This is a genomic window from Pseudomonas sp. BW16M2, from assembly GCF_014268865.1.
Taxonomy (GTDB): Bacteria; Pseudomonadota; Gammaproteobacteria; order Pseudomonadales; family Pseudomonadaceae; genus Aquipseudomonas; species Aquipseudomonas peradeniyensis.
Genome location: NZ_JABWRI010000008.1, coordinates 49,318 through 72,701, shown reverse-complemented (window position 1 = coordinate 72,701; position 23,384 = coordinate 49,318). Strand labels below are relative to the sequence as shown.

The 23,384-nt window shown below is 68.2% G+C and carries 15 protein-coding genes; 5 read left to right on the top strand and 10 right to left on the bottom strand.

What is annotated here, in order from left to right; genetic code table 11:
- Positions 1-322 precede the first annotated feature (322 nt).
- The 8 genes from HU735_RS09850 to HU735_RS09815 all read right to left on the bottom strand — a co-directional run bounded on the left by HU735_RS09850 (position 323) and on the right by HU735_RS09815 (position 10,642).
- Complete coding sequence (locus HU735_RS09850) at positions 323-2,560, bottom strand: TonB-dependent receptor (RefSeq protein WP_238349782.1); 2,238 nt, start codon at positions 2,558-2,560, stop codon at positions 323-325.
- Positions 2,561-2,835: 275 nt separating this feature from the next.
- Positions 2,836-3,798, bottom strand: a complete 963-nt coding sequence (locus HU735_RS09845) for a siderophore ABC transporter substrate-binding protein (RefSeq protein ID WP_186713322.1) — start codon at positions 3,796-3,798, stop codon at positions 2,836-2,838.
- Positions 3,795-4,577 carry an ATP-binding cassette domain-containing protein gene (locus tag HU735_RS09840; protein ID WP_186713321.1) on the bottom strand — a complete coding sequence of 261 codons (783 nt, stop codon included), beginning with the start codon at positions 4,575-4,577 and terminating at the stop codon, positions 3,795-3,797. Before HU735_RS09840 ends, HU735_RS09845 begins: the two co-directional genes overlap by 4 nt.
- Complete coding sequence (locus HU735_RS09835; RefSeq protein ID WP_186713424.1) at positions 4,574-5,509, bottom strand: iron chelate uptake ABC transporter family permease subunit; 936 nt, start codon at positions 5,507-5,509, stop codon at positions 4,574-4,576. The genes HU735_RS09840 and HU735_RS09835 overlap by 4 nt, the downstream gene beginning before the upstream one ends.
- On the bottom strand, positions 5,509-6,399 hold the full coding sequence (locus HU735_RS09830; RefSeq protein ID WP_238349790.1) for an iron chelate uptake ABC transporter family permease subunit: 891 nt from the start codon (positions 6,397-6,399) through the stop codon (positions 5,509-5,511). Before HU735_RS09830 ends, HU735_RS09835 begins: the two co-directional genes overlap by 1 nt.
- Positions 6,400-6,449: 50 nt before the next feature.
- Positions 6,450-8,219 (bottom strand): ABC transporter ATP-binding protein, encoded by a 1,770-nt coding sequence (locus tag HU735_RS09825; RefSeq protein ID WP_186713319.1) that lies wholly within the window; start codon positions 8,217-8,219, stop codon positions 6,450-6,452.
- Between the two features lie 2 nt (positions 8,220-8,221).
- Positions 8,222-10,006 (bottom strand): ABC transporter ATP-binding protein, encoded by a 1,785-nt coding sequence (locus HU735_RS09820; protein WP_186713318.1) that lies wholly within the window; start codon positions 10,004-10,006, stop codon positions 8,222-8,224.
- Between the two features lie 120 nt (positions 10,007-10,126).
- Entirely contained in the window at positions 10,127-10,642 is a 516-nt protein-coding gene (locus HU735_RS09815) for a sigma-70 family RNA polymerase sigma factor (RefSeq protein WP_186713317.1), read from the bottom strand.
- A 218-nt stretch (positions 10,643-10,860) separates the two neighbouring features.
- On the opposite strand from HU735_RS09815, the gene HU735_RS09810 reads away from it, so the two are divergent.
- Positions 10,861-12,966, top strand: coding sequence for a condensation domain-containing protein (locus HU735_RS09810; protein ID WP_186713316.1), 2,106 nt, complete (start codon positions 10,861-10,863; stop codon positions 12,964-12,966).
- A 126-nt stretch (positions 12,967-13,092) separates the two neighbouring features.
- Here HU735_RS09810 and basC read toward each other — a convergent pair whose 3' ends face one another.
- Positions 13,093-14,412, bottom strand: a complete 1,320-nt coding sequence (basC, locus tag HU735_RS09805; protein ID WP_186713315.1) for a putative histamine N-monooxygenase — start codon at positions 14,410-14,412, stop codon at positions 13,093-13,095.
- Between the two features lie 61 nt (positions 14,413-14,473).
- Positions 14,474-18,766 carry an amino acid adenylation domain-containing protein gene (locus HU735_RS09800; protein WP_238349781.1) on the bottom strand — a complete coding sequence of 1,431 codons (4,293 nt, stop codon included), beginning with the start codon at positions 18,764-18,766 and terminating at the stop codon, positions 14,474-14,476.
- Positions 18,767-18,895: 129 nt separating this feature from the next.
- Here HU735_RS09800 and HU735_RS09795 point away from each other — a divergent pair, with 129 nt between their 5' ends.
- Genes HU735_RS09795 through dhbA form a run of 4 tightly spaced genes read left to right on the top strand, consistent with a single transcriptional unit; the run spans position 18,896 to position 23,329 of the window.
- Positions 18,896-20,068 (top strand): isochorismate synthase MenF, encoded by a 1,173-nt coding sequence (locus tag HU735_RS09795; protein ID WP_186713313.1) that lies wholly within the window; start codon positions 18,896-18,898, stop codon positions 20,066-20,068.
- A 26-nt stretch (positions 20,069-20,094) separates the two neighbouring features.
- Positions 20,095-21,696, top strand: coding sequence for a (2,3-dihydroxybenzoyl)adenylate synthase (locus HU735_RS09790; protein WP_186713312.1), 1,602 nt, complete (start codon positions 20,095-20,097; stop codon positions 21,694-21,696).
- 17 nt (positions 21,697-21,713) lie between these two features.
- The gene (locus HU735_RS09785) at positions 21,714-22,580 is read left to right on the top strand and encodes an isochorismatase (protein WP_186713311.1); all 867 of its coding nucleotides are present in this window, start codon (positions 21,714-21,716) and stop codon (positions 22,578-22,580) included.
- A 5-nt stretch (positions 22,581-22,585) separates the two neighbouring features.
- Positions 22,586-23,329 carry a 2,3-dihydro-2,3-dihydroxybenzoate dehydrogenase gene (dhbA, locus tag HU735_RS09780; RefSeq protein WP_273018699.1) on the top strand — a complete coding sequence of 248 codons (744 nt, stop codon included), beginning with the start codon at positions 22,586-22,588 and terminating at the stop codon, positions 23,327-23,329.
- The last annotated feature ends 55 nt before the right edge of the window (positions 23,330-23,384 follow it).

The following is a 23,384-nucleotide window of genomic DNA, read 5'->3' as shown; positions in this document are numbered from 1 at the left end:
ATTTCGGGCCAGTCAATCCTGTGCCATTACCGGGTCCGCCTTGTGGGTACGACGCGGTTTCAGTGTGGGCACCACTGGCGCCTTACCTGTCTAAAGACATGCACCAAGGCGGGCAACCATGGCCTGACAGGTTCGGCACGTTGCAACAAATGTAGGAGCGGCCTTGCGTCGCGATGCGCCGCGCGGGCGGCGCTCGATCTTGTAGGCGCTGCAAGACTATCGCCAAACACTTGGAGCCAACACTTCACTCTCTGCCTGGCACCGGCTGTGCCGGTGATCGCGGGCCAAGCCCGCTCCCACGCTGCAGCCAGCGCTGGTCTGGCTAGAAATCCACCGAGGTAGAGAACAACAACGACCGCGGCGTCCCCAGCCCACCGGACAGGCCACTGCCATCGCCGCCATTCCACGAACCGATCCAGTAGGCCTTGTTGGCCACGTTCTGCACGGTGGCGCGGAAGGTCACCGGCTTGTCCGAGATCTTCAGGCTGTAGCGGGCGCCCAGGTCGAAGATCGTGTAGGACGGCAGCGACAGGTTGTTGGCATCGGTGGCGTAGCGCCGGCCGGCATAGTTGGCGTTGCCGGTCAGGGTCAAGCCCGGAAGTTCACGCAGGTCATACTCGACGCCGAGCTTGGCCAGCACCTTGGGCACGCCGGTGGCCTGGTTGCCTTCGTTCTCCTTGCGTATCGATTTCGTCAGCTCGGCCTTGGTGTAGGACGCACCGCCCAGCAGACGCAGGCCCGGCTCGAGCTCACCGAAGAACGACCATTCCAGGCCACGGTTGCGCTGCTCGCCGTACACGCCGTAGACCTGCGTGACCGGGTCGGTATAGGCGCTGGGCTTCTTCACCTGGTAGACACTGACCGTGTGGGCGAACGTCCCAAGGTCGAGCTTGGCGCCCAGTTCGTACTGCTTGGTCTGGTACGGCGCCATGATCGCGCCCGCGTTGCGCGCGTTGTCCGGTGCGATGCCGCCCTGGCTCAGGCCTTCAATGTAATTACCGTACAGCGACAGCTCGTCGGTGACCTTGACCAGCAAGGCCGTGGCCGGCGATACCCGGCTTTCATCGTAGGCCTTGGAGGTGCGCTGGTGGTTGCCGTTATAGTTCGACGCACGCACGTTTTGGTGACGTGCACCGACGGTCCATTGCACCTTGTCATCGAGAAACGACATCGTGTCGAGCAAGGCTTCGCTGCTCAGCCGGGCACGCATGCGCGAGGTGACGTTGCCGTACTCGCCGATCTCCGGGCGCGGGCCGTAGTCCAGGTTGTAGTAGTTGGTGCGGATGGTCGACGACAGGCGCTTGTCCTTGAAGCTGTTCTCGGAGTCGTAGCGGGTGGCCGCCAGCGACCAGGCGTGATCCACGGGCCCGGTGGCGAAACGCCCGCGCAGGCCGACTTCGCCGGACTTCTGCTCGCCATCGCGGGCCGAGCGAATCGGCGTGGCGGAGATGTCGCCGGCATCGTTGAGCAGCATGCCGCTGGTCATCAGGGCGTTGTAGCCCCCTTCCCTGTGGCCCCAGCCGGCGAATGCGGTGAGCGAGTCGTTGAGGTCGTACTCGCCGCGCAGCACCACGGTGTCGGTGTCGTTGACGGTGTAGCCCCACTCCGGGGCCAGCGAGTGGTCGCCCTTCTTGGCCTTGGGCAGGTGAGTCACCCCGGGGCTGATCGAGGAGATGCCGAAGTAGTTGACCCCGTCCATGCGCTCGCGCTGGTGGTAGTAGTCCAGCGATGCCCTCGCCCGCTCGCCGCGCCAGTCCAGGGCCAGCGACGACAGCTGCATGCGGTGCTGCTGGTCGTCCACGGGGGTGTCGCCGTCGCGGTAGACGCCGTTGAAGCGCACGCCGAACTGCTTCTGGTCGCCAAAGCGGCGGCCGATATCGGCATGCATGCCGGCCAGGCCGTCGGACTCGTACGAGGCGGTCAGCCGGGCCAGGGGCTCGTCGCCGGCACGCTTGGGCACGATGTTGATGCTGCCGCCGACGCTGCCGTCAGGCGGCATGCCGTTGAGCAGCGCCGACGGGCCCTTGAGCACTTCGATGCGCTCGGCAAGCTCGGTGGAGCCGCGCATGTTCGGCGCCATGCTCGGCAGGCCATTGAAGGTGATGTCGTTACCGGTGCTGTAGAGGCCACGAATGAAGAAAGTCTCGAAGATGCCACGCTTGCTCGGCACATAGACCGACGGATCGGTGGCGCCGATCACCGAGCCGATGTCCTGGGCCTGGCGGTTCTCGATGTATTCCTTGGTGTAGCTGATGGCGTTGAACGGTGTTTCGCTGAAGTCCTTGTTGCCCATCAGCCCGAGCCGGCTGCCCGAGCCGACCTGGCCACCGGCATATTCCGCTGGCGGAGCGCCGAGCGAGTCTCGTGTGTCCTGTACCAGGGTTTCCGGCAGGGTCAGGCCCTCTTCCTTCACATCAGGGGTCTGTTGCTGCGCCGAGGTGGTGGAACGTGGCGGTTGCGCGAAGGCGTTGCCGGCGATGGCGGCCATGCCCAGCAGCACGGCCATGCGCAAGGCCCTGCGGGGCAGGTTCGGGGCCAAGGGATGTTGCAGTGGAGACATGTGGGATTCCTTTCGGGACGAAATGGTAATGTTTCTCATTAGTCATTCCGTACGAGTCGGCGAATCCCTCAACAGAAATTACAGTCATTTGGCCACTATCGGTTTCCCCGCACATAGAACGGAGTTCTAGCGTGGGAGCGGGCTTGCCCCGCGATGGGTCTGAGGCACCGGCTTCGCCGGTGATCGCGGGGCAAGCCCGCTCCCACGCTGTCCCAGTCAAATCAAAGAATCATGTTTTGGTCCATGAGAACGGGTTTGCCGTATCGCATGCAGGATTAGCCCTGATACCCCTTCACCACCTCGTCCGCCACTCGCTCCAGGCAGGTCACGCTGGCCGTGCACAGGTACCAGGTCTGCGGGTCGACGAACACCATATGGCCGTTCTTCCACGCCTTGGTCTGGCGCAGCAGCGGGTTGTCCAGGGTTTCGCGGTCCAGCGCGGCCCTGCGCTCCATCACCGCGGTGCGGTCGATCACGTAGAGGATGTCCGGGTCGGCCTGGTGAATGAACTCGTTGGAAATCGGCTGCCCGTGCAGGCCGGCCTGCATGTCGTCACTGGCCGGCTTGACCCCGAGGGTGTCGAAGATGAAGCCGTAGCGCGAGCGCACGCCGTAGGCGGTGAACGCGCCGTTGTTGTGCAGCACCACCAGCGCTTTCTCCGGGCGCCCGTCGGTCACCTGGCGCACCTGGGCCACCTTGGCGTCGATGCGCGCGGCGGTTTCCCGGGCCCGGTCTTCCTTGCCGAGGATCCGTCCGACGGTCAGCAGGTGCTGCTTGGCGGTCTCGATGACGTTGCCCTGACGGTTGTCCATGTCGATGTCGTAATGCACCGTCGGGGCGATCTGGCTCAGCTCCTGGTAGCTCTGCGCCTGCAGCGGCGAGATCAGGATCAGGTCGGGCTTGAGCGCATGCAGGCGCTCGAGGTTGGGCTGGATGGTGGTGCCGACATCGGCCACCTTGGGGTCGTCGCGGTACTTGGCCAGGAAGCCCGCCACATAGTCCTTGGCGATGCCGACCACCGGCGCGCCGAGCTGGTCGAGGGTGTCCAGCTCGCTCATGTCGAAGGCCACCACGCGCTGCGGCTGGTGTTCGACCAGCGTGGTGCCCAGGGCGTGCTCGACCTTCACCGGGGCGTAGTCGGCACTGGCGGCGCGCGCCTGTGCCGGCGGGGCCTGGTCGCAGCCGGGCAGCGCGGCCGCCACGGCGGCGGCCAGCAGTATCTTGCAGATTCCGTTCATACCAGCTCTCTCGATAGTGATGGGTTGAAGTAGTTGCAGACGAAACCGTGTGCGCTGGGCAGGATCTCGAAGGCCAGGCCGAACAGCGCACGCAGGTTGGCCTGGGTGACCACCTCGGCGACCGGCCCGTGGCTGTGCACGGCGCCGCCCTTCATCGCGACAATGTGGTCGGAATAGTTGGCGGCGAAGTTGATGTCGTGCACCACCAGGATCACCGTGCGCCCCTGCTCGTCGCAGAGCCTGCGGATCGCCTGCATGATCTGCACCGCGTGCTTCATGTCGAGGTTGTTCAGCGGCTCGTCGAGCAGCAGCAGGTCGGTGCGCTGGGCGATGGTCATGGCCAGGAAGGCCATTTGCCGCTGGCCGCCGCTGAGCTCGTCGAGGTAAGCCCCGCGCAGAGGCTGCAGCCCGAGGAAATCCAGCGACTCGTCGATCACCTGCTGGTCGTCGGCGGTCAGCAGGCCGCGGCTGTAGGGAAAGCGGCCGAAGGCGACCAGTTCCTCGACGGTCAGGCGCAGGTTGAAGTCCAGCACCTGGCGCAGGGTGGCCACGCGGCGGGCGTAGTCGGCGATGGCGATGCGGCCGATGTCCTGGCCGTCGAGCAGGATCCGCCCGCGATTGGCCGGCAACAGCCGGGCGATGCACATCAGCAACGTGCTCTTGCCGGCGCCGTTGGGGCCGATCAACGAGGTGACCTGGCCTGCGGGAAACGCCAGGCTCACGTCGTCGAGCACGGTCTTGTCGCCATAGGCCTTGTGCAGGTGTTCGAGGGTGATCATGGGGTGCCTCGGGTTCGGACCATCAGCGCGAGGAAGTAGGCGCCGCACACCAGATTGACGAGGATGCTGACGCTGGTCCGGTAGTTGAACAGGTGCTCGACCAGCAGCTGGGCGAGCAGGAATATGCCGATGGCCACGGCGCAGGCCAGTGGCAGGGTGACCTGGTGCCGGGCGCTGCGCGCCAGGGCGTAGGCGATGTTGGCGACGAACACGCCCATGAACGCGGTCGGTCCCACCAGGCTGGTGGAGACCGCCACCAGCACCGCGATCAGCGCCATCTGCAGGCGCAGGCAGCGGCCATGGTCCAGGCCCAGGGCGATGGCCTGGTCGCGCCCCAGCGCCAGCACGTCGAGCACCCGCGTGCCGCGCGCCACCAGCAGCGCCACCGCCGCCACCAGCAGGCCCGAGTACAGCACCTGGGTCGGCTGGGCGCGGTTGAAGCTGGTGTAGCCCAGGCTCTGCAGGATGGAGAACTCTCCCGGGCTGGTCTTGAGCTGGATGAACTGGGTGAAGGTGCCCAGCACCATGGTCAGCACCAGGCCCAGCAGCAACAGACGATAGACATCACCGCGCCCCTCGCGCAGCAGCCAGCGCTGCAGCAGCCACGAGTAGCCGAGCATCAGCGCGATCGACAGCAGCGCGTTGCCCTGGGCGCCCAGCAGCGCCACGCTGGCGGTGCCCAGCCACAGCACCAGCAGGGCCTGGAACAGCAGGTAGATGCCTTCGTAGCCCATGATCGCCGGGGTCAGCACGCGGTTGCCGGCCAGGGTCTGGAAGATCACCGAGGACAAGGCGATGCACACCCCGGCCACGACGATCGCGCCCAGGCGCACCAGGCGCTTGGGGATCACGTAGCTGAAGTCCAGGCCCGAGCCCATCAACAGGAACGCCAGCGCCAGGGCCGGCAGCAACAACCAGGCGGCGCGACGCATCATCTGCACTTCCACAGGATCAGCAACAGGAACAGCACGCCGCCGACACTGCCAGCGGTCAGGCCAATGGGCACCTCGTAGGGATGGATCAGCAGCCGGCCGAGGATGTCGCAGGCCAGCAGCAGCGCCGCGCCGCACATGGCGACGATGGGCAGGGTGCGCTTGAGGTTCTCGCCGTAGCGCAGCGCCACCAGGTTCGGCACCACCAGGCCAACGAAGGGGATCGCGCCCACGGTGATCACCGTGGCCGACACGGTCACCGCCACCAGCACCAGGCCGAGGATGGCGGTGGCCGCGTAGTTGAGCCCGAGGCTGGTGGCCATGCCCTCGCCCATGCCGAGCACGGTGAAGCGCTGGGCGTACAGGTAGGTGAGCACGACGATCGGCAGGATCAGGTAGATGATCTCGTAGTTGCCCTCGATCACCCGCGAGAAGTCGCCCAGCAGCCAACCCTGCATGCTCTGCAGGATGTTGTGGCGGTAGGCGTAGAATTCGGCGATGGCGCTGAGCAGGCTGCCGTACATCAGTCCGATCACTGGCACCAGCACCAGGTTGGTAAAGCGGATGCGGCGGATGATCGCCACATACACCAGGCTTGCCAGCAGGCAGAACACCAGGGCGAACAGCATGCGTCCGCTGGCCCCGGCTCCGGGCAGCACGGTCAGGGCCACCAGGATGCCCAGCTTGGCCGCGTCGAGTCCGCCGCAGGTGGCCGGCTCGACGAAGCGGTTGCGCACGATCTGCTGCAGGATCACCCCGCAGATCGACAGGCCGATACCGGTCAGCACCAGCGCCGCCAGGCGTGGCAGGCGGCTGGCGGTGAGGGTCAGCCAGGCATCGTCGCTGGCCGACAGCAAGGCCGACCAGGACATCTGGCTGGCCCCGACCATCAATGAAGCGCCACACAGCAGCAACAACAGCGTTGGCAGCAGCACCCGAGTCAAGCGGTCACTCCATCACCCGCCGCCTCGCCGATACGCCAGCCCTTGGCGGCCCGGCGCTGCTCGAGGAAGTGCGCGTACAGCCCGCCCTCGGCGGCCAACTGGGCATGGGCGCCCTGCTCGCGGATGCGCCCTTGGTCCAGCACCACGATCTGGTCGGCCATGGCCACCGTCGACAGCTGGTGGGCGATGACGATCAGCGTGCGCTTGCCGCGCAGCCGTGCCAGCGCCTCGGCGATGGCCGCTTGGTTCTCGGCGTCCAGCGCCGCGGTGGCCTCGTCGATCAGCAGGATCGGCGCGTCCTTGATCAGCGCCCGGGCAATCGAGATACGCTGGCGTTCGCCGCCGGACAGCCGTGCACCGCCCTCGCCCACCGGCGTGTGCAAGCCTTCGGGCAGGCGTTCGAGGATCTCCTGCACCCCGGCCAGCCGCGCCGCCTCGAGCACCTCGGCCTCGCTGGCATCGGGTTTGCCGAGGCGGATGTTGTCGGCGATGGTGCCCTGGAACAGGTAGGCGTCCTGGAAGATCTGGCTGATCTGCCCGGCCAGCTGTTCGGCGGACATCTGCCGCACATCCACCCCACCGACCTTGACCCGGCCCTGGGTGACATCGAAGAAGCGGGCGATCAGGCGTACCAGGGTGGTCTTGCCCGACCCCGACGCGCCGACCAACGCGGTCATGCTGCCGGGCGCGATATCCAGGCTGACCTCGCGCAGCACTTCGGGTTGGTCATCGCCGTAGCGGAAACCGACCTGCTCCAGTTGCACCGAACCATCGGCCGGCGCCTGCGGCGCGGCGGGTTCGGGCAGCGGCTCGACGGCCAGCAGCTCGGCCACCGCCTGCAACTGGCCACGGGTGCCGCGCAGCACCTCGCTGTAGCCGGCCACATCCAGCAACGGGTCGATGAAACGGGTCGCCAGCACCAGCGCGACCAGGGTGGCGATCACCGCCGCGCTGTCGAAGGCGGCACCGGCCTGCTCGCCGAGCCACAGCGTGGCGGTCACCAGCAAGGCGGCGAAGCTGGCCTGCACCGCCCAGACATTGAGCACCGACGACAGCGCCGAAAGCTGGATCAGCTTGCGCGCCGCCTGCTGTTGCTGGGCCACGGCCTGCTCCAGGAAGCGCGTGCCGCCCTGCTCGCCATTGAAGGCGCGCAGCACCGACTGCGCCTGGGCGAACTCGACCATGCGCTGGCTGGTCTGCGCGGTGTCGCGCTGGTAGCGCTGGTCGGCGCGCTGGCCCAGGCGCATCGTCGCCAGCATCACCAGGGCCAGCAGCGGCAGGCTGACCAGGGCCACCAGGCCCAGGCGCAGGTCGACCAGCAACAGCGCGACGAGGATCACCAGCGGCGTCACCACCCCGGTGAACAGCGGCGTGAACACGTGGGCCGGCAGTTGCGCGATTTCCATCATGCCCTGGGTGGTGACGTGGCTCAGGCGCGCGGTGTTGGCAGCGCTGAACCAGCCAACCGGCAGCGTGCCGACGTGCTCGCCCAGGCGCTGGCGGCCACCGCGCAGCACCGCGATACCGACGGCGATTCCGGCCTTCTCCACCCGCCGGCGCAGGTACCAGCACACCACCACGCCCAGGGCCAATAGCGCCAGCCACTGTCCGGCGGCTTCCAGCTGGTTGCCCAGCAGGTGGAGCAGGATCGGCACCAGGGTGACGATGGTCAGCCCGCAGAGCACGCCATACACCAGTGCCAGGCGCAGGTAACGGCGCAGGAACACGGCGTCGGCGCCGAGCAGTCGAACGAAAATCCCCAGCATGATCAGTGTTCCTCCACCTGCGCGGTCGTCCGCGCCTTGGCATAACCCCCGGCAGCCCACAAGCGGGCGTACAGACCGCGACGGGCCAGCAGTTCGTCGTGATTGCCGCGCTCGGCGACCGTGCCCTGGTCCAGCACCAGGATCTGGTCGGCGTGCATGACCGTGTCCAGGCGGTGGGCGATCACCAGCAGCGTGCGGCCCTGGGCGAAGCGCGACAGCGCCTGTTGCAGCTTGACTTCGTTCTCGGCGTCGGCCGCCGCGGTGGCTTCGTCGAGCACCAGCACCGGCGGGTCGAGCAGCACCGCGCGGGCGATGCTCAGCCGTTGCAGCTCGCCGCCGGAGAACTGCACGTCCTCGCCGATCACCGCGTCGTAGCCGCGCGGCTGGGCAAGGATGCGCTCGTGGATATTGGCGATCCGCGCCGCCGCCTCGATCTGTTCCTGGCTCGCCGAAGGCCGGCCCAGGGCGATGTTTTCGCGCACGCTGGCATGGATCAGGCGCACGTCCTGCAGGACGAAACCGATGCGTCGGTACAGCTGGGCGCTGTCAATCTGGCGCAGGTCGACGCCGCCCAGGGTGATGCGCCCGGCGCTGGGGTCGAAGAAGCGCAGCAGCAGGCGCGCCAGGGTCGACTTGCCGGCACCCGAGGCGCCCACCACTGCGGTCACCGTGCCGGGCTCGAGGGTGAACGACACCTCGCTCAGTACCGGATTGCGCGGATCATAGTGATAGCCCAGGCCCTGCACTTCGATCCGCGCATCGGCCGGCAGCTTGCCGGCGCCCTGGCCGTCGGTCTCCAGTACCGGTGTGTGCAGCAGCGTCTGCACACGCTGGGCGGCGCCGGTGGCGTTGTTCAGGTCGTGGGTGATGTAGGCCAGCAACAGCAGCGGCGCGCAGATGCCCGGTGCCACCAGAGCGAACGGCAGCACCTGCACCGGGGTGATCCAGCCCAGGCCGACGAACAGCGTGCCGAACGCCAGGACCACGCCGAGCACCGACACCGGGGCGATCATCGCGTTGGCGTTGGCCATGGCGCTGACCAGCGGTCGGGTGAAGTCGGTGAAGGCCGCGGCGAAGGCTTCCACCGCCGCGCGGTAGCTGCCATGGGCCTTGCGCTGGCCACCGAAGGCCTTGACCACCGGGATGCCGTTGACGAACTCGACCACCGCCTGGTTGATCCGCCCCATGCCGGCGCCGAAGGCCTGCATATTGCGGGCGCTGGCCTGGTGGGCGCGGGCGAAGAACAGGAAGAACAGCGGGAACGGCAGCATCGACACGATCGCCATGCGCCAGTCCATGGCGAACAGGTAGACGATCGAGGCCAGCACCGCCCCGGCGCTGCGCCCCAGGGTGGTATAGAAGTGCGCGGTGAGGCCGTGCAGGATGCCGATGTCGTCCTGCATGGCCTGCTTGACCTCGCCCGAGGCGCGGCTGGTGAACCAGCCCAGCGGCACCCGCGCCAGGCGGCGGATGATCGCCAGGCGCAGCGTGCCGGTGATGTGGTTGTCGGCCAGGTGCGCCACCAGGTCGCCCAGCGAGATCAGCGCCATGCCGGCGAACAGGCAACCCAGCCCCACGACGATGACCGGCCAGGCCTGCTCGAGGCCCTGCCCGCCGGCCAGGGCCAGCCGAGCGACTTCGGCGATGGCCGCCAGCGGCGCCAGGGTCAGCATGGCACCCAGGGCGGCGAGCAACCCGGCGACGATCAATCGGCCGCGTATCGGCGCAAGCACCGCGGCGACCGGTCCACGGGCGGACGGGTCCGCCACCCCTTGTTCAACACTCATGAATGCTCCTTTTCAGCACGAGGCGCGGGCCGGGCCGTCCCTGGGGCGCCCTGCCCGCATGTCCTTCTCAACCTGTATTCCGCACGAGGCGGGCAAACCCGCAAGAAAATCTGCGCGCCCTCAGGCGCCGCCCAGCCGGTAGCGCCTGCAAGTGCGCAGGCCGGCGGCGATGTACTTTTCCACCGAGGACACCGAGACCCGCAGCTCGTCGGCGATGGCGCGGTGGGCCATGCCGTCGAGGCGGCACAGCAACAGGGCCTGGCGCGCCTTGGGCGAGTGCCGCTGCAGGGCGCTGTCGATCGCAGCCAACGCTTCGACCACCAGCGCCCGCGCCTCCTCCGACGGCACCCGTGGCTCGGGCAGCAGGCCGTGGTCCTCGAGGTAGCGGGTTTCGCGCTGACGGCGGCGGTACAGGTCGATGACCTTGCCGTTGGCGATCTGCGTGAGGTGGCAGCGCGACTGCTCGGCGCTGGGCACCTGGCCCTTGTTCATCAGGTGCAGGTAGATGTCGTGGGCCAGGTCCGCCGCATCCACCGAGTTGCCGAGCTTGCGCCGCAGCAGGTCGCACAACCAGCCGTGATGATCCTGATACAGCTGGTGCAGCTGCTGACGAAGCGCGAACGTTCCGTTGTCCACGGTACCTCTCCCTGAGCGTGGTGCATTCCAGACGGCTTGCTTTGACGTGCGCCAATCTAGATGATAATTATTTGCATCTTTCACACCATAACGAATCCCCGGGATTCACGCAATGCACCCCGGTGGTGCAACCCCTCTGCGCGGCCACTCACCGCGATCCATGGATGGCAGTGAAGGCCGACGCGGGCCTTGAACGATCGAACAGCAGGAAGCTAGCTATGTTGGAACGCAACACCACCCCACCCTCGCCCCAGGCCCTGGACGAACACGAGGAACTCGCCTGGTTCGCCCAGCAGCAGCAACCCGAGCAGCTGCACCGGCAACTGGGTGCCTGGCGCCTTGGCCCCCAGGCCGACCTGTCGTTGCTGGCCCTGGCCGTGCAGGCGGTGGTCGAGGCCACGCCGGGCCTGAACAGCCGCTACCACTTCAGCGATGACGGCGACCTGTACAAGACCCAGGAGCCCGGCTGGTACCCGTGCCTGCGCATCGAGCGCAGCGCCGCCCAGGGCATGGACGCCCTGCTGCGAGCGCGCCAGGCGGCGCCCTGGGATTCCACCACGCAGCCGCCGTTCGAGGCCCTGCTGCTGGCCGGCGACCAGCAGGCCGCGCTCGGCCTGCTCTGCCATGCGGTGCTGCGCCAGTCGCCGCAAGCCCTGCTCGAACGCATCCGCGCTGAATACGACGCCCTGGCCGGCGACCAGCCACTGCAGCTCGAGCCGCTGTCCCAGGCGCCCTCGACGGACATCGCGCAACGCATTCTCGATGCGTTCCGCCAGGCACTGGCGGAGCCTGGCATGACCCTGGAAGATGACTTCTTCGACATGGGCGGCCACTCACTGCTGGCCACCCGGATCATCGGGCGCCTGCAAGGCGAGCACGGTATCGAACTGCGTTTCAGCGATTTCTTCGCCTCGCCCAGCGCGTCGGCGCTGGCCACCCGCGCCAAGCTGAGTCAAGGGCAAGCCGGCCAGGCCAGCGACCAGGCCGGGGATATCCAGCAGGCGCCGATGGCCCTGGCCCAGGCGTCGTTGTGGCGCGCCTGCGCGGCGTTCGACTACGGCACCATTTTCAACCTGCCCTTTGCCCTGGACTTCCACGACCCGGTGGACGAAGCGCTGCTGCAGCAAGCTTTCAGCGACCTGCTGGAGCGCCACGCCAGCCTGCGCACCACCTACCATGGCGAAGGCGACAGCGCCTGCCAGCGCATCGTGCCGTTGGCCGAGCTGGGCCGCTACAAGTGGTTCTGGAACAGCGCCGAGAGCACCGGAGCGAGCCTTGCCAGCGAGGCGAAGCACCGCTTCGACCTGGCCCGCGAACTGCCACTGAGGCTGCGCCTGCTGCGTGACCCGCACAGCGGCCACCAGGTGCTGTCGTTCCTGGTCCACCACATGGCCATCGACGAGTGGTCGCTGAACGTGATCATGGCCGAACTGGCCGAGGCCTACCTGGCCCGCGCCCAGGATCGAGCGCCACAATGGCCGGCGGCGGCGCGGACCTTCCACGAATTCGCCCTCGCCCAGAGTGCCCAGGGCCCGAACCCGCGCCACCTGGCGTACTGGACCGAACTGCTGCGCGACGCCACCCGCGGCCTTGCCCTGCCCGCCTGGGATGATGCCACGCTGCTGCCCGCCGACCAGGCGACCACCCGCGCCCGCTGGCTGGAGCTGCGTCCCGCACCCGGCGTGCTGGAGCAACTCGGCGCCAGTGCCCGGCAGCACCAGTCATCGCTGTTCAGTGTGATCTACACCGCCATCGCCCTGTCGCTGCACAAGCTCGGCAACCTCTCGGACCTGGTGATCGGCACCTCGGCCTCGGGGCGTACGGATCCGGCGTTCTTCGACACCGTCGGCTACTTCACCACCATGGTCGCCCACCGTGTACAGTTCGCCCCGGAGCAGTCGCTGGGCGACCTGCTGGGCGATGTGACGCGAATGATCAACGACTCGATGGCCTATGCCGACGTGCCCATGGAGACCATCCAGCAGGCGCTGGGCATGACGCCCGCCGAGGGGCTGATGTTCGATGTGTACGTGCAGATCCACGCCAACAACGCCCTCAATGGCGCCCTGCGCACGCCCGCAGGCCAGGCGATCCGCTACAAGCAGATCGACCCGGACAAGAGCGAGTCGATGTTCGGCCTGCAGTTCGAGATCATGGAGGATGTGTTCGACGGCCAGCGCTCGCTGCGCCTGGTGATCACCTACCGCAGCGATCGCTACAGCGCCGCCCAGGTCGAGCGCCTGTGCGCGATGATTTCGGCGGCGTTTGGGGTATTTGCCGAGGTGGATGCTGGCCAGCGGGCGTTGGGCGACGTGGCGTTGTAAGCATCACCAGCGTGGGAGCGGGCTTACCCAGCGATGCAGTACAGCACCGGCTTCGCCGGTGATCGCGGGGCAAGCCCGCTCCCACGCAGTCCGATTTAAATCAGGGCTGCGAAGCAGCCCCATCGTTCAGTCCTGCGGCAACCCATAGCGCTGGAACGACGACCGCTGCGGCACCCGGTACTGCGCCCGGCCCAGCAACTGGTTGAGGATCACCGCATTGCGCACCGGCCCCAGCCCCAGGTCCGGCGAGCCGACGCCATGCTGGAAGATCTCCGCGTTCTGCACGAACACCCGGCCACTGCCGCCATCGCAGCGCTGCGCGGTGAAATCCTCGCCGACGATGCAGTCACCATGCGCGTCGGTGGCCAGCACCGTGCCCTTGAGCTGCTCGAACCACTGCGGCCAGGCATGGGCATAGCCGGTCGCCGCGACGATCGCATCGGTTTCCAGGGTCGCCCGCTGGTCCAGCTGGCGGTGGCGGAAGGTCATGCGCAGGCCCGCCGAGGCCAGGTCCTCGACCGTCTCCACGTCGCAGCTGGACAGCAACGTCAGCCCCGGTTCGCGCCCGCCGATGGAGCGCTCGTAGATCAGGTCGTAGATCGCGCCGATGGTGGAAAAACTGATGCCCTTGTACAACAGGCCCTGCTCGGCGACGATCTCGCGGCGCTTGTCGCGGTCCAGGGTGTGGAAGTAGTTCATGTAGGCCGGGGTGAAGCACTCCTGGCCAAGCTTGGAGTATTCCATGGGATGGAAGCCCCCTGAACGGGTGATCCAGTGGATCGACGCCCCCGCCTCCACCTGCTCCGGCGTCAGCGCATTGAACAGGGCCAGCACGCACTCCGCCGCGCTCTGCCCGGAGCCGACCACCACCACGCGCCGGCACTGCTCCAGTTCGCCCTGGCGCTTGCCGAACTCCGCCGAGTGCAGCATCGGCGCCTGGCTGCGCGCGCGCGCCCAGGCCGGCAGCCACGGCCGGGTGCCGACGCCGATGGCCAGGTCACGGCTGCTGTAGCGCCGCTCCAGGCCCGACACCGACACGCTGTCGATGACGAAGCGCTCGCTGTCGCCATCGTAACGCACCCCGGTGACCTCCTCGCCGAAGTGGCAGGCCGGCAGCTGGCGCGCGGCCCAGCGGCAATAGTGATCGTATTCGCGCCGGGGCACCTGGAAGTGATCGTAGTAGTAGAACTGGAACAAGCGGTCGTGCTGGTGCAGGTAGTTGAGGTAGCTCAACGGGTGGCACGGGTCGGCCAGGGTCACAAGATCCGCGAGGAACGGCACCTGCAAGGTGGTGCCCGGTAGCAGCAGGCCCTCGTGCCAGCGAAATTCCGCCTTGCGCTCGAGGAACGCGCAGCGCAGGTCCGGGTGGCGCGACAGCAGCGCGGCCAGGCCCAGGTTGAACGGTCCGACGCCGATGCCGGCGATGTCTAGGGTTGCGATGTCCATATGCTCGATGATTTCCCAAAAACTACGGATGGCGCCCTGGGTGCGGCCCAGGGCGGTTGATTCAGGCAGGCGTGGCGGCGAGCAGGCGCTCGACGTCTTCGACCGTGCGGCACGCCAGCAACTGTGCGGGCGACAAGCGCACCGCGAAGGCCTCGCCCAGGCGTGCGGCCAGGGGTTTGAGGTGCTGCGGGCGCAGGCCCATGGCGAGGAAGTCCAGGGCCGGCTGCGTGACGCCGAGCACCTGCTGATAGATCGCCAGCACCTGGGCGCAACGCTGCGGGTCACTGGGCGTCGGTGCCGGCGCCGGCGCCTGCTCGGTTTGGCCTTCCAGCAACGTGCGGGCGCGGCGGCGGTCCGGCTTGCCGTTGGCCGTCAACGGTAACTCGGCTACCTCGATGAAGCGCGTGGGCACGTGGGACTGCGCCAGCAACGCCCGGGCATGCTCGCGCAACGCCACGGCGCCGGGTGGCGCGCCGTGGCGCCGCACATAGAGCGCGCCGATGCAGGCCTCGCCCTGTTGCGTGTCGCCGTAGTCCACCACCAGCACCTGCTGCACCGCCGGATGGCGGATCAGCTCGATCTCGATGTCCGGCAGCGACACGCGCACGCCGCGCACCTTCACGTAGCCATTGACCCGGCTGTCGAACAGCAGCACGCCGTCCTCGCGGTAGCGACCTCGATCGCCGGTACGGAAGGCCCGTACCAGCGCGCCGTGCTCGTCGAGCACGTTGACGAAGTCGTTCTGCACCAGTTCGCCGTCCTGCAGGTAGCCCAGGGCCAGGCCCACCCCACTGGTGTGGATACGCCCGGCGACGCCCTGCGGGCAATGCTCGCCGTGCTCGTCCAGCAGCCAGTAGCGGTTGCCCGGCAATGGGCGTCCATAGGGCACCCTGGCGCGGTCCTGGTCGCCGATCTCGTGCCAGATGCTCCAGATGGTGGTCTCGGTCGGCCCGCCCAGGGACACCAGGCGTGCCGCCGGCAACTGCTCGCGCAGCTCGGCGATCACCGCCGGCTTGATGTAGTCGCCACCCTGGGCCAGCAGGCGCAGGCTCCGCAGACCATCGCCCTGGCGGCAGGCCAGGAGCATTTCGAGAATGGCCGGCACCGAGCACCACAGGCTCACACCGTGCTGCCTGACCAGCTGGTTCCAGCGCAACGCGTCCTTTTCCTCGCCGGGCTCGGGCAGCACCAGCGCCGCTCCGGCGCAAAGGCTGCCGAACACGTCGAACACCGACATGTCGTGGTGCAGCGGGGTCACCGAGATGAACACGTCATCGCGGCTGACCTGCCACTGCGCCAGGGTGCTGCCGATGACGTTGGCCGTGGCGCGGTTGTTCAGCACCACGCACTTGGGCTTGCCGGTGGTGCCGGAGGTATAGAGGTAGTAGGCCGGCGCGCTGCTGGCCGACAACGCCGCCAGGCCCGTCAGGTCCAGGACGGCCGGCGGGCTGGCCAGCAGTGGCGCGGCGCTGTCGACCACCAGCGCCGGCTGGCAGTTGTCCAGCAGGTAGCGCAGGCGCTCCTCGGGCGCCGCCGCGTCGATCGGCACCCAGACCAGCCCGCTCAGGGCGCAGGCCAGGGTCGTCATGCTGTGCTCAGGGCCGCGCGGCAGGCAGATCGCGACCACTTGGCCAGGCTGCAGGCCCCGGGCCTTGAAAGCCTGGACGATACGGGCGACACCCTCGCCCAGTTCGGCGTAGCTGATCCGCCGCTCGCCGTGCAGCAAGGCGATGCGTCCGCTGTCCGGGCCGAACAGGTTGTGGGCGATGCGCCCGAGGAAATCGACAGGTTCGGCCTGCGCCTCGCTGCTGTTCAGGCGGTAGTGGTCAAGGTCGATGAACTGCCGTGCCTGGACTTCGAACGCGCCCTGCCCGGCCAGTTGCGCCACCGCCTGGCCAAAGGCCGCGAGCAACTGCCCGACCCAGCGGCCATCGACCGCTTCGCGGGCATAGTCGATCTCGAATGCCAACCCTCCTTCGGCGGTGTTGCAGAAACGGATGTCCATGGCCACCTGGGGCGTCTGGGTCAGGCCCGCGCTCAAGGTCATCGGAGCATCGACCGCGCCCACCGGCCAGGACAGGCCATTGGTCAGCACCACCGGCAGTGCCGGGCCCGGGCCGTTGCTGTCGTACAGCAGGCGCGCCAGGTCCACGCCGGAGAACGCCAGGTGCTGCAGGCCCTCCAGCACATCGGCCTGCAGGCGCTTGGCGCGCTCGGCGAGCGTGGGCAGTTTGTGTTGCCAGTCGAGGGCGATGAAGCTGGAACGGTTGGCGAACGCGCCGTCCTGGGGTGGCGCCACCGGCACCGCCACGCACAGGCTGCCCTCGTCGAGCCAGTGGTCGAGCACTTCCAGCACCACGGCCATGATCGTCGAGTTCTTGAACAGCCCCTTACGCGCACCGGCGCGGCTCAACGCCTTGAACACCGGCGCCGGGATCACCTGGCGCTGGCGTGCGTATCGCGCCACGCCGACCTTGTCCAGGGCGCAGCGCCACGGCAGCCGTGGCGCGCCATCGACCTCGGCCAGCTTTGACTTCCAATACTCGGCATCGGCCTTGCGCACCTCGCTCCGGTCGACGACAGCCGCCGTCGGCTCGCTGGCGGTCAGCGGCTGGCAATGCCCGTCGAACAGCTCGACCATCAGGGTGGCGATGGAGCGTCCATCGAGGATCAGCGCATCGAAGCGCACGAACACCACCAGCTCACCCTGCGGCAACTGGAAGGCGGTGACATTCCAGGGCGGCCCGGCCAGGTCGAATAGCTCATGGGCATAAACCTCGCGGCGGACCTCGAGCTGCGCCTGGGCCTGCTCGGCCGTCAAGGCGTGCAGGTCGATCACCTCCAGGTTGACCTGCACCTGGTCGCTCAACGACTGGGTCAGTGCCTGGGCGTCGATGCGGGTGCGCAGGCCGTCGTGGCGACGCACCATGTCCGTGAGGCGGCTGCGCAGCAGCGCCAGGTCCATGCGCCCGCGGTACTCACGGAACTCCTGCATGGCCACGCCGCCCAGCGGCAGATGCTCGCCACGCCCCAGCAGGTAGGCCTGCTGCAGGGCATTCAAGGGGCGATCCCGGCTGGCCGCGATCGTCAAAGGCTGGTGCAGGGCGCCCGTGTCGGCAGCCACCGCGACGGCCAGGGCAATGAAGCGCTCGAACAGTGCCTGGACCCAATCCGCTGGCAGTGCGTCCAGGCGCACATCCCAGTTGACCAGCAAGCCGCCATCGACCTGGGCCACCTGCGCATCCAGCGCCACCTGCGGACCCTGGGAGATCACCCAGTCCATCGGCCCGAACACCCGGCCCACGCGCTCGGAGAACAGCTCGCCACCGGGCAGGTCCAGCCCTGCGGTGAACACCACCGGCGCCAGTTGCGGCGTGCCGTGATGGCGAGACAGGTCGCGCATCAGATCCACGCCTGGATAGGTGCTGTGCGCCAGGCGTTCCACCAGTTGTCGGTGCAAGTTCTGGCACAGTACGGCCAGGCTACCTGCACCGGTGAAATCGACATCGACCAGCACCAGGTTGGCGAACTCGCCGACGATGCGCTGCACCGGTTCCAGCACCGGCTCGCGCCAGAACACCGGGACGTTCAGGCGCAGACGCCGATCACCGGTGTGCTCGCCCAGGGCGGTGGCAAACAGCCCGAGCAGCAACGCCGACGAGGTGATCCGCTGCACCCGCGCCGCCTGCTGCAAGGCGCGGTACTGGTCGGGTTCGAGGCGGGTGGCAAAGCGCTCGCTGCGTGCAGGGCCCGGGGCAAGCAAGGGCAACGTCGGCGCCGGGGCGATCTGCGCCAGGCGTGCCCGCCACCAGGCGCGGTCGCGGCTGCGAGCATCGCGCAGGTCGGCATCGGCACGCGCCTGGTCCAGCCAGTCGAAGTAGCTCGGCGTGCTCGGCAGCATGGTTTCAGGGGTGTCGTACAGCCGGGCCAGGTCTTCCATCAGCACCCGGAAGCTCGACGGATCCACCGCGATCATGTCGGTGTCCACGTGCAGCCGGGTGGCATTGCCCGGCAGCAGGCTCAGGCCGAAGCGTGCACCCTGGCCAGCGCCCAGGTCCAGGCGCTGGTGGCTCCACTGGCGACGTTTCTCCAGCAGGCGCCGCTCCACGGCTGGACCGTCCAGATCACTGAAATCCTCCAGTTCCAGCTGGGCGCGCAGCGTCTCGTCGATGCTCTGCCGCCCCTGCCCGTCGATGCGCAGCCTGAGCATCGGATGTGCCCGGTACAGCCCCTCAAGTGCGCCCGCAAGGCGCGCCACATCGATGGCCTGGCCATCGAACTCGGCATACAGGTGCGCGCTGACGCCACCCAGTGCCGCATGTGCATCCCGCCCGATCCAACAGGCGGCCTGCATCGAAGTTAACTCTCTCATCGCTTACCCGCGTGGTTGACAAATCCATGTGTTTCGCGTCCTCATATTTACTAACGAGAATGATTATATTTCAAGGTTTTCTTTCTCACCCATCGGCCAAGGAGGCTACCCATGAAGACAGGCACCCTGCGTTTGCAAGACAGGGACACCGTGCCGCTCAGCCAAGAGGACTCGAGTTTTTCATTCACATCCGGCGACCGCGAGCTGAGCGTCAGCGGCCTGCGCGAGCGGATCGACACCCCAGCCCACGGCAGCCACCTGGCCGGCGGCGCGCTGCGGCGCAGCATCGACCAGGCCTTCGAACGCGCCCGCCAGGCCGGGCAGGACAACCCGATCGTGGTCGGCGCCATCCCCTTCGACACCACTCAGGCATCCAGTCTGTACGTTCCCCAGGCCTATGCCTGGCAGCAACGCACCGCGGCGCCCGCCCAGGCCGGCGCGCTGCCGGCGCTGCTCAGCCAGGCCAACATCCCCGACGAACACGGTTTCAAGCGCGCCGTGCGCCATGCCATCGTCAACTTCCAGCACAGCGATGTGCGCAAGGCCGTGCTCTCGGTGCAGCGTGAACTGCACTTCGCCGCGCCCGTGGACCCGGCACAGGTGCAGGCCAACCTCAAGGCGCTGAACCGCGAGGGCTACCACTTCCGCGTGCCCCTGGCCGATGGCGCCACCCTGCTGGGGGTGAGCCCGGAGCTGCTGGTGCACAAGCAAGGCACGGCGTTCGTCAGCAACCCGCTGGCCGGCTCGGTGCGGCGCATGGCCGACCCCGAGGCCGACCGCGCCAATGCGCAATGGCTGGCGGCGTCGGAGAAGGACCACTACGAGCACCGCCTGGTCACCGAGGACATCGCCCAGCGCGTCGGCGAACTGTGCAGCCGCCTGCAGGTCCCCGAGCGGCCGTCGCTGATCAGCACCGCCGCGCTGTGGCACCTGTCCACCCGCATCGAGGGCGAACTGGCCACGGCCGATATCGACGCCCTGCAACTGGCCTGCCGCCTGCACCCGACCCCCGCCGTGTGCGGCTACCCCACCGAGCGGGCCCGCCAGCTGATCCGCTTCGTCGAACCCTTCGAGCGCGGCCTGTTCACCGGCATGGTTGGTTGGTGCGACGCCCAGGGCAACGGCGAGTGGGTGGTGACCATCCGCTGCGGCACCTTCAGCGGCCAGCGCGTGCGCCTGTTCGCCGGCGCCGGCATCGTCGAGGCCTCCAGCCCCGACACCGAATGGAACGAAGTGCAGACCAAGCTCGGCACCATGCTGCGTGCCTGCGGCCTGGACCATTGACCTCAAATCCGCTTTCCGAGATTCCCATGACCATCGAATTCACCCCCTGGCCCGCGGACCGGGCGCAGCGCTATCGCGCCGCCGGCTACTGGAACGAACAGCCGCTCAGCCAACTGCTGATCGAGCGCGCCGCCGCGCAGCCACAGGCCCCGGCGATCCTCTGCGGCGAACGCCGCATCAGCTACGGCGAACTGGACCGGCGCGCCTCCAACCTGGCCTCGCGCCTGGCCGCCCACGGCCTGGGCCAGGGCGACACGGCACTGGTGCAGTTGCCCAACGTCGCCGAGTTCTACATCGTGCTGTTTGCCCTGTTCAAGGCCGGCATCGCCCCGGTAAACGCGCTCTACAGCCACCGCCAGCACGAGCTGGGCGCCTTCGCCCGGCAGATCCACCCCGCCCTGCTGATCGCCTCGGCCGAGCATGAAGTGTTCCGCAACGACGCGTTCCTCGACGACCTGGCCAGGGAAGGCCTGCGTCCAAAGTTGACACTGATGCTCGATGCCCTCGACGAATGGAGCGCCAGCGCCGATGTGCGCGGCACCCACTACGCGCCCAGCCCCGCTGGCGAGGTGGCGCTGTTCCAGCTGTCCGGCGGCAGCACCGGCACCCCCAAGCTGATCCCGCGCACCCACAACGACTACGCCTACAGCGTGCGGGCCAGCGCGCAGATCTGCGCCCTGGACAGCGCCACGCGCTTTCTCTGCGCCCTGCCCGCCGCGCACAACTACACCCTCAGCTCCCCCGGCGGCCTGGGCGTGCTGCATGCCGGTGGCTGCATCGTCATGGCGGCCAATCCGGAGCCGCTCAACTGCTTCGCCCTGATCGAACGCCATGCCGTGACCATGGCCGCCCTGGTGCCCAGCGCCGTGGCCCTGTGGCTGCAGGCCGCGCCCGGGCACGCGGCCAAGCTGCGCAGCCTGCGCCTGCTGCAGGTCGGCGGCGCCAGCTTCGCCGAGGCCCTGGCCCGCCAGGTCCCCGAGGTATTGGGCTGCCGCCTGCAACAGGTGTTCGGCATGGCCGAGGGCCTGGTCAACTACACCCGCCTGGACGACAGCGATGAACAGGTGTTCACCACCCAGGGCCGGCCGATCAGCGAGCTGGACGAAGTGCGCATCCTCGACGAGCAGGGCCAGCCAGTCGCCGACGGCGAGCCAGGCATGCTCGCCACCCGTGGCCCCTATACCTTCTGTGGCTACTACAAGAGCCCCGAGCACAACGCCCAGGTGTTCGACCAGGACGGCTTCTACCACTCCGGCGACATCGTCCAGCGCAGCGCCGACGGCAACCTGCGGGTGGTCGGGCGGGTCAAGGACCAGATCAACCGCGGCGGCGAGAAGGTCGCTTCGGAGGAGATCGAGAACCTGATCGTCATGCACCCGGACGTGACCCACGCCGCCCTGGTGGCGCTGCCCGACGACCTGCTCGGCGAAAAGAGCTGCGCCTTCATCGTCTCGCACAACCCACAGCTCAAGCCGATTGCCGTGCGCCGCCACCTGATGGGCCTGGGCATCGCCGAATACAAGCTCCCGGACCGGATCCGGCTGATCGACGCCATGCCGCTGACCGCGGTGGGCAAGATCGACAAGAAGCAACTGCGCGCGCTGCTCGCCGTCGCCCCGACCGCCTGACCGTCCAAGGACCCGACATGACCATTCCAACCATCCATGACTATGCCATGCCACAGCGGGCCAGCTACCCGGCCAACAAGACCCAGTGGCAACCCGATCCGGCCCGGGCCGTGCTGCTGATCCACGACATGCAGCGCTACTTCCTGCGCTTCTACCAGCCCGACGGCGCCCTACTCACCGCCCTGGTGGACAACCTGTCGCGGCTGATCCTGTGGGCCCGCGAGCAAGGCATTCCGGTGGTCTACACCGCCCAGCCCCATGAACAGCCGCCCGAGGACCGCGCCCTGCTCAACGCCATGTGGGGCCCGGGCCTGCCGGCGGCCAGCCCCGAGCAGCAACCGATCATCGACGCCCTGGCGCCGCAAGCGGGCGACACGGTGCTGACCAAGTGGCGCTACAGCGCCTTCCAGCGCTCCGACCTGCTTGAGCGCATGCGCGGCTGGCAGCGCGACCAGTTGCTGATCGGCGGCGTTTACGCCCATATCGGCTGCATGATCACCGCCGCCGACGCCTTCATGAACGATATCCAGGCGTTCCTGGTGGGTGACGCGGTGGCCGACTTCTCCGAGGAGGAGCACCGCCTGGCCCTGAAGTACGTGGCCACCCGCTGCGGCCATGTGACCGACACTGCCGCCCTGCTGACCCAACCCGCGGGCGAGACCACCCGCGACTGGCTGCATGGCCGGGTGCGCCAGATGATCGAGGACGACAGCGACCTCGACCCGCAGGAAAGCCTGATCTTCTACGGCCTGGACTCGCTGCAGGTGATGAAGCTGGCCGCCGAGCTCAAGCAGCGCGGCATCGCCGTCAGCTTCGAGGAGCTGGCCAACGCGCCGACCCTGGACGGCTGGTGGTCGCTGGTGCAAGCGCGGGGGGCCGCATGATGGCCATGGCCCGTTTCACCGGCCGGCGCGTGCTGGTCACCGGCGCCGCCAGCGGCATCGGTCGCTGTGTGGCGCAGCAGTTTCTCGAGGAAGGCGCCGAGGTCATCGGCCTGGACTGCGAGGAGGCCGACGTGCCGTTCGCGCTGCTGCATGTCGACCTGACCGACCCGGCCGACGTGCAGCGGGTCTGCGACCGCCTCAAGGAGCAGGCGCAGTACCTCGACGTGCTGGTCAATGTCGCCGGCGTGCTGCGCCTGGGGCGCAGCGACGAGGTGTCCTGCGAGGACTGGCAGCGCTGCCTGGATGTCAACGTGAGTGCGCCGTTCTACCTGATGCGCCAGTGGACCCCGGTGTTCCGTCGCCAACGCCGCGGCGCCATCATCAACGTCGCCTCCAACGCCGCCCACGTGCCGCGCCTGAACATGGCCGCCTACTGCGCCTCCAAGGCCGCGCTGGTCAGCCTCAGCCACTGCGTGGGCCTGGAGCTGGCGCCCTACGGCGTGCGCTGCAACGTGGTGTCGCCGGGCTCGACGCGCACGCCGATGCTCGCCGGCATGCTCGGCGACCCGGCGGGCGAGCGCCAGCTGGTCGACGGCCTGCCCGGGCAGTTCAAGCTCGGCGTGCCGCTGGGCAAGATCGCCACGCCCGACGACATCGCCCAGGTGGTGCTGTTCCTGGCCTCCGAGCAGGCCGGGCACGTGACCCTGCAGGATATCGTGGTCGACGGCGGCGCCACCCTGGCCGCCTGAGCCTGATGCGGCATTGACAAGGACTTTCACCCGCACCGCGCTCGGCCCTGGCCGG

Coding starts and splice junctions, on each gene's coding strand:
- HU735_RS09850 (WP_238349782.1), bottom strand. CDS start 2,560: ATGTCTCCACTGCAACATCCCTTGGCCCCGAACCTGCCCCGCAGGGCC.
- HU735_RS09845 (WP_186713322.1), bottom strand. CDS start 3,798: ATGAACGGAATCTGCAAGATACTGCTGGCCGCCGCCGTGGCGGCCGCG.
- HU735_RS09840 (WP_186713321.1), bottom strand. CDS start 4,577: ATGATCACCCTCGAACACCTGCACAAGGCCTATGGCGACAAGACCGTG.
- HU735_RS09835 (WP_186713424.1), bottom strand. CDS start 5,509: ATGCGTCGCGCCGCCTGGTTGTTGCTGCCGGCCCTGGCGCTGGCGTTC.
- HU735_RS09830 (WP_238349790.1), bottom strand. CDS start 6,399: ATGGTCGGGGCCAGCCAGATGTCCTGGTCGGCCTTGCTGTCGGCCAGC.
- HU735_RS09825 (WP_186713319.1), bottom strand. CDS start 8,219: ATGCTGGGGATTTTCGTTCGACTGCTCGGCGCCGACGCCGTGTTCCTG.
- HU735_RS09820 (WP_186713318.1), bottom strand. CDS start 10,006: ATGAGTGTTGAACAAGGGGTGGCGGACCCGTCCGCCCGTGGACCGGTC.
- HU735_RS09810 (WP_186713316.1), top strand. CDS start 10,861: ATGTTGGAACGCAACACCACCCCACCCTCGCCCCAGGCCCTGGACGAA.
- basC (WP_186713315.1), bottom strand. CDS start 14,412: ATGGACATCGCAACCCTAGACATCGCCGGCATCGGCGTCGGACCGTTC.
- HU735_RS09800 (WP_238349781.1), bottom strand. CDS start 18,766: ATGCAGGCCGCCTGTTGGATCGGGCGGGATGCACATGCGGCACTGGGT.
- HU735_RS09795 (WP_186713313.1), top strand. CDS start 18,896: ATGAAGACAGGCACCCTGCGTTTGCAAGACAGGGACACCGTGCCGCTC.
- HU735_RS09790 (WP_186713312.1), top strand. CDS start 20,095: ATGACCATCGAATTCACCCCCTGGCCCGCGGACCGGGCGCAGCGCTAT.
- HU735_RS09785 (WP_186713311.1), top strand. CDS start 21,714: ATGACCATTCCAACCATCCATGACTATGCCATGCCACAGCGGGCCAGC.
- dhbA (WP_273018699.1), top strand. CDS start 22,586: ATGGCCCGTTTCACCGGCCGGCGCGTGCTGGTCACCGGCGCCGCCAGC.